This is a genomic window from Streptomyces sp. FH025, assembly GCF_017427025.1.
Taxonomy (GTDB): Bacteria; Actinomycetota; Actinomycetes; order Streptomycetales; family Streptomycetaceae; genus Kitasatospora.
Map to the genome: position 1 here is coordinate 1 of NZ_JAFLNG010000526.1, position 5553 is coordinate 5553.

At 73.8% G+C, this 5553-nt stretch carries 5 protein-coding genes; 4 read left to right on the forward strand and 1 reads right to left on the reverse strand.

All coding sequences use genetic code 11. The annotated features are described in order from the left end of the window. Positions 1-259: hypothetical protein (locus tag J0670_RS28480; RefSeq protein ID WP_207814564.1), on the forward strand; the 259-nt coding region annotated here is incomplete at its 5' end. A gap of 57 nt (positions 260-316) precedes the next feature. Continuing rightward, positions 317-2131, forward strand: a complete 1815-nt coding sequence (locus tag J0670_RS28485; RefSeq protein WP_207814565.1) for an NHL domain-containing thioredoxin family protein — start codon at positions 317-319, stop codon at positions 2129-2131. A 78-nt stretch (positions 2132-2209) separates the two neighbouring features. Here the strand turns inward: J0670_RS28485 and J0670_RS28490 are convergent, their stop codons facing one another. Further along, complete coding sequence (locus tag J0670_RS28490) at positions 2210-3514, reverse strand: M18 family aminopeptidase (protein WP_207814566.1); 1305 nt, start codon at positions 3512-3514, stop codon at positions 2210-2212. Positions 3515-3854: 340 nt separating this feature from the next. Between J0670_RS28490 and J0670_RS28495 the strand changes: the two genes are divergently transcribed. After that, the gene (locus J0670_RS28495) at positions 3855-4886 is read left to right on the forward strand and encodes a hypothetical protein (protein ID WP_207814567.1); all 1032 of its coding nucleotides are present in this window, start codon (positions 3855-3857) and stop codon (positions 4884-4886) included. 157 nt (positions 4887-5043) lie between these two features. Beyond that, positions 5044-5553 (forward strand): peptidoglycan-binding protein (locus J0670_RS40045; protein ID WP_207814568.1); only part of this gene is annotated, 510 nt, incomplete at its 3' end.

Below are 5553 nucleotides of genomic sequence, written 5' to 3' on the forward strand. Positions count from 1 at the left end.
CCTCATCCCCGCCCGCGACGAGGCCCCCGACACCATCCTGTGGGACATCGCCCACCGCGCCGCCGAACTGCCCGTCCGGCACACGGCCCGGTTCACCGGCCACCACGTCACCCCCGAGGAGCTCGACGCCTTCTCCGACCGGCTCCTCGCCGAACTGACCAGGCCCGGCGAACGGCTCGACGTCGCCCTGTGGGTCAACGACCGCCTGTGCCGCTACGAGGTCGCCGCCCAGCCCGTCACCGACCTCCGCGTGTGCTGAGCCCGCCCGGGAGACCGGCCGGAATGCCTCGCACCCGCCATGCGGTTGGATACGGACATGGCATCTCGTGCACGCGTACGCGCCCCCGAACTGGTCGGGGCAGGCGGTTGGCTGAACACCGGCGGCAAGGAGCTCACGCTCGCCGACTTCCGGGGCAAGATCACGATCCTGGACTTCTGGACCTTCTGCTGCATCAACTGTCTGCACGTCCTGGACGAACTGCGGGAGTTGGAGGAGAAGCACCGCGACACCGTGGTGATCGTCGGGGTGCACTCGCCGAAGTTCGTGCACGAGGCCGACCACCAGGCGGTGGTGGACGCGGTCGCCCGGTACGAGGTGCACCACCCGGTGCTGGACGACCCGGCGCTGGCGACGTGGAAGCAGTACGCCGTACGGGCCTGGCCGACGCTGGTGGTGATCGACCCGGAGGGGTACGTGGTCGCCCAGCACGCCGGCGAGGGGCACGCGCACGCGATCGCCCGGCTGGTGGAGGAGCTGGAGGCGGAGCACGCGGCCAAGGGCACGCTGCGGCGCGGCGACGGCCCGTACGTGGCGCCGGAGCCGACCGCAGGGGACCTCAAGTTCCCCGGCAAGGCGGTCCGGCTGCCGAACGGCCACTTCCTGGTCGCCGACTCCGGCCACCACTCGCTGGTCGAGCTGGCCGAGGACGGCGAGACGGTGGTGCGCCGGATCGGTGACGGGCAGCGCGGCCTGGTGGACGGCACCAGCCCCCGGTTCAGCGAGCCGCAGGGCCTCGCGCTGCTGCCGGAGGGCCACGAGTACGACGTGATCGTGGCCGACACCGTCAACCACGCGCTGCGCGGCGTCCGGCTGGCCGACGGCTCGGTCACCACCCTGGCCGGCACCGGCCGCCAGTGGTGGCAGGGCTCGACCACCGAGGGCCCGGCCCTGGAGGTGGACCTCTCCTCGCCGTGGGACGTCGCCTGGTTCGACGGCCGGGTGTGGATCGCGATGGCCGGCGTGCACCAGCTGTGGGCGTACGACCCGGCCACGGGGACGGTCGGCGTCGCGGCCGGCACCACCAACGAGGGCCTGGTGGACGGCCCCGCCGCCGAAGCCTGGTTCGCGCAGCCGTCCGGGCTGGCGGTCTCGGCGGACGGCGAGCGGCTCTGGATCGCCGACTCCGAGACCTCGGCGCTCCGTTCGGTTTCACGTGAAACCAAGACGGTCGAAACCGCCGTCGGCACCGGGCTGTTCGACTTCGGCCACCGCGACGGCGCCGCCGACCAGGCGCTGTTCCAGCACCCGCTGGGCGTCACCGTGCTGCCGGACGGCTCGGTGGCCGTCAGCGACACCTACAACCACGCGCTGCGCCGCTACGACCCGGCGAGCGGCGAGGTCAGCACGCTGGCCACCGACCTGCGCGAGCCCTCCGGGGCGGTGCTGGTGGACGGCGACATCGTGGTGGTCGAGTCGGCCCGGCACCGGCTGACCCGGCTGCGGCTGCCGGAGGAGGCCGTGCGGGTGGAGTCGGTGGCGCACCGCACCCAGCGCGCGGCCACCGAGGTCGCGCCGGGCGCCCTCCGGCTGGACGTGGTCTTCTCCGCCCCCAGCGGCCAGAAGCTGGACGAGCGCTACGGCCCGTCCACCCGGCTGCTGGTCAGCTCCACCCCGCCGGAGCTGCTGGTCTCCGGCGCGGGCGCGGACACCGACCTCTCCCGCGAGCTGGTGCTCTCCGACGAGGTCACCGAGGGTGTGCTGCACGTCTCGGCGATGGCGGCCTCCTGCGACGACGACCCTGAGATCGAGTTCCCGGCCTGCCACGTGCACCAGCAGGACTGGGGCGTGCCGGTGAAGCTTGTCGCCGACGGCGCCCGCCGCCTCCCGCTGGTCCTGGCCGGCATGGAGTAGCGGCGAGCCGGAGCAGCGGAGAAGGACCGGGGCCCGACGGACGACACGTCCGTCGGGCCCCGGTCACACCTGCGGGTCTCAGCCCTCCAGGAACGCCTTGATCGCGCTCGCCAGCAGGTACGGGTCCTCCGCCCCGCACAGCTCGCGCGCCGAGTGCATGGACAGCGCCGCGATGCCGCAGTCCACCGTCCTGATGCCCAGCCGCGCCGCCGTGATCGGGCCGATCGTCGTACCGCAGGGCATCGCGTTGTTGGACACGAAGGTCTGCCACGGCACGCCCGCCTTCTCGCAGGCGGCCGCGAACACCGCCCGGCCGGTGCCGTCCGTCGCGTAGCGGTTGTTGACGTTGACCTTGAGGATCGGCCCGCCGTTCGGCAGCGGGTGGTGGCCCGGCTCGTGCCGCTCGGTGTAGTTCGGGTGGACGGCGTGGCCCATGTCCGAGGAGAGGCAGACGGTGCCGGCCAGCGCCCGGGCGCGGTCCTCCGTGGTGCCGCCGCGCGCGTGGATCGTCCGGTCGAGCACGGTGCCGAGCAGCGGGCTCTGCGCGCCGGTGTCGGACTCGCTGCCGGTCTCCTCGTGGTCGAAGGCGGCCAGCACCGGGATGTACGGAAGCCCGGCCCCTTCGGCGGTGGCGACGGCGGCGAGCGCGGCGGTGGCCGCGTGCACCGAGAGCAGGTTGTCCAGGCGCGGACCGGCCAGCAGTTCGCGGTCGCGGCCGAGGTAGGAGGCGGGCTGGACGTCGTGCGTCATGAGGTCCCAGCCGGCGATCCGGTCGGCGGCCACGCCGGCCCGCTCGGCGACGTAGGCGATCAGCGCGCCCTCGTCGACCGGGCCGAGGCCCCAGATCGGGGTGAGGTGGCGCTGCCGGTCGAGCTTCATGCCGTCGTTGACCTGGCGGTCCAGGTGGATGGCGAGCTGCGGCACGCGCAGCAGCGGCTCGTCCAGCTGCACCAGCAGCGAGCTGCCGTCCTTGAGCGTGAGCCGACCGGACAGGCCGAGGTCTCGGTCGAGCCAGGTGTTCAGCGGAACCCCGCCGTAGATCTCCACCGCGACCTGCCGCCAGCCGGCCGAGCCGGTGTCCGGCAGCGGCTTGACCCGCAGGTTGGGCGAGTCGGTGTGGGTGCCCACCACGCGGAACGGCGTCTCCGGGCCGGCCCCCTCCGGCAGGTACCAGGCGATCAGCGCGCCGCCGCGGATCAGGTAGCGGCCCCCGGCGGCCCCGTCCCAGGCGTCCGTCTCGGCGACCTGCCGGAAGCCGGCCTTCTCCAGGCGCTCGGCGGCACTCGCGACCGCGTGGTACGGGGAGGGCGAGGTGCCGAGGAACGCGATCAGGTCGTCGGTGTGCGTCCGGTCGAAGAATGCCCGGCGGGCGGCGGTCGACATACTGCTCCTGGGTTGAGGGAGGGCCGAAGCCGGATGGGGAGTCGGCTTCGCACCTTGAGCATATGCCCGTACCCGGACACCGGATCCGACAGCTCGCAAGGGATGAGCAACCCGGGCACAACCGTCGATCGGCATCACAACGGACGTCGTACGCGCGGGAATCCGCCCTGGTCGCACCGGTCGGCGCGGGCGGGAGGGTCCTTCGGGGCGCAGCCGGAAGTTCCTCCGGAACCTCCTGTTCTCCCGGCGGCCGGTGGGCAAGGATCGGAGCGGTGCGCAGCCGAAGCACCGCGTCCGTCCGCTACGAAGTCCGGCACGAAGGTTGGAGAGGAGAGGCCCGATGGCCCGGTTACGGATCATCGCGTCCGGGGTGCTCGTCACCGCCGCGCTGCTGAGCGGCTGCACCGCCCGGGGCGGTTCGGACCCGGCCGGACCGCCCGCCCTCGGAGCGGTGCCGACGATCACCGAGGCGAGCCAGGTCAGCCTGCCGACCGACCCCTACCTGGTGACGCCGGCCCAGAACAGGCTGATGGTCCAGGCCCGGGACGCGGTCACCGCCGAGTGCATGCGCGGCTTCGGCTTCGCCGGCCGCCCGACCGTCGTGCTCGGAGCGGAGGAGGCGCAGCGCGGCCGGCAGACCCGGAGCACGCTGTACGGCTACTTCGACACCGACCGGGCGGGCGCCCTCGGCTACGACCTGACCGTGCGGTTCGCGGACCAGAGCGCCCCCGCCGACGCCCAGCCGCCCGCGTCCGTCGCCGAGCAGATCGCCCTGACCGGGACCGACCCGGCCACCCACCAGCCCGTCCCGGCCCTCGACGGCAGACCGGTACCGACGGGCGGCTGCGCGCGGAAGGGCCTGGACGCCTTGCGCGACGCCGACGGGCTCTCCTACGGAGAGGGCACGCTGCCCGACGGCGGCCCGAAGGTGCCGGCGGACGACCCCCGGATCACCGCCGCCTACGCCGCCTGGTCGCGGTGCATGAAGGACGAGGGGTACGACTACCCGGACCCGGTCTCCGCGATCGCCGACCCGAAGTGGCACCCGCCGGCCGGCACCCCCGCGGCGGCGACGGCCCAGGCTTCGACCGGCCCCGGCCTCGGCACCGGCCCTGGTCCCGGCCCCGAGGAGATCGCCACCGCCACCGCCGACCTCCGGTGCAAGCTCGCCGAGAACACCGTCGGCACGATCGTCGCCGTGCAGACCGCCTACGGGAAGCGGTACGTCGAGACCCACGCCGCGCAGCTCGCGGACCGGCGGCAGCGGTTGGACGACCTCGTCCACCGGGCCGCCGCACTCGTCTCGGGAACCACCGGAGGTGCCACCGGAGGTGCCGTCGACGGCCCCGCCAACGCCTCCACCAACGGCTGAAGGACACACCACAGTTGACACCGACCAGACGACCGGGCGAGGGCACCGCCCCCAGTGAAGTCCTCCAGGAGGGTGCCTTGTTGAGCACGATGACGAGCGCGGCCGACGAACCGGACGCCGCACCGCCCACCCGCTCGCGGGCCGCGCGGCGACGTTGGTGAAGTCCCCGGCCGAGCGGGCCGCGCAGACCGCGCCGCCGCCGAACAGCCTGCTCACCGCACCGGTGGTCAGCCAGGTGCTGACCCGTTCCCTCGCCGCCCGCGCGTTGGTGTACCCGCCGGCGCAGTACAACGTCGTCCCGGCCTCGGCCTCGGCCGAGGTGACCGCGCTGTTCGTCTCCAAGCTGGGGGTGAAGTCGGGGGACACCGTCGAGGCCGGGCAGCTGCTCGCCGAGGTGTCCGGGCAGCCGCTGTTCGCCCTGCCCGGCGCGGTGCCCGCCTACCGCGACCTCAAGCCCGGCAGCACCGGCCCCGACGTGTCCGAACTCCAGGCCGCCCTGGCCGGGTTGGGGTACTCGACCGGCGACGACGAGACGGGTTCGTACGGAGCGGGCACGGCCTCGGCGGTGACGGCGTTCTACCGCAAGCTCGGCTACCCGGCGCCGACCACCGGCGCCGCCACCCAGCAGGCGGTGGACGCCGCGCAGAAGGCGGTGGACACCGACCGG

Coding starts and splice junctions, on each gene's coding strand:
- J0670_RS28485 (WP_207814565.1), top strand. CDS start 317: ATGGCATCTCGTGCACGCGTACGCGCCCCCGAACTGGTCGGGGCAGGC.
- J0670_RS28490 (WP_207814566.1), bottom strand. CDS start 3,514: ATGTCGACCGCCGCCCGCCGGGCATTCTTCGACCGGACGCACACCGAC.
- J0670_RS28495 (WP_207814567.1), top strand. CDS start 3,855: ATGGCCCGGTTACGGATCATCGCGTCCGGGGTGCTCGTCACCGCCGCG.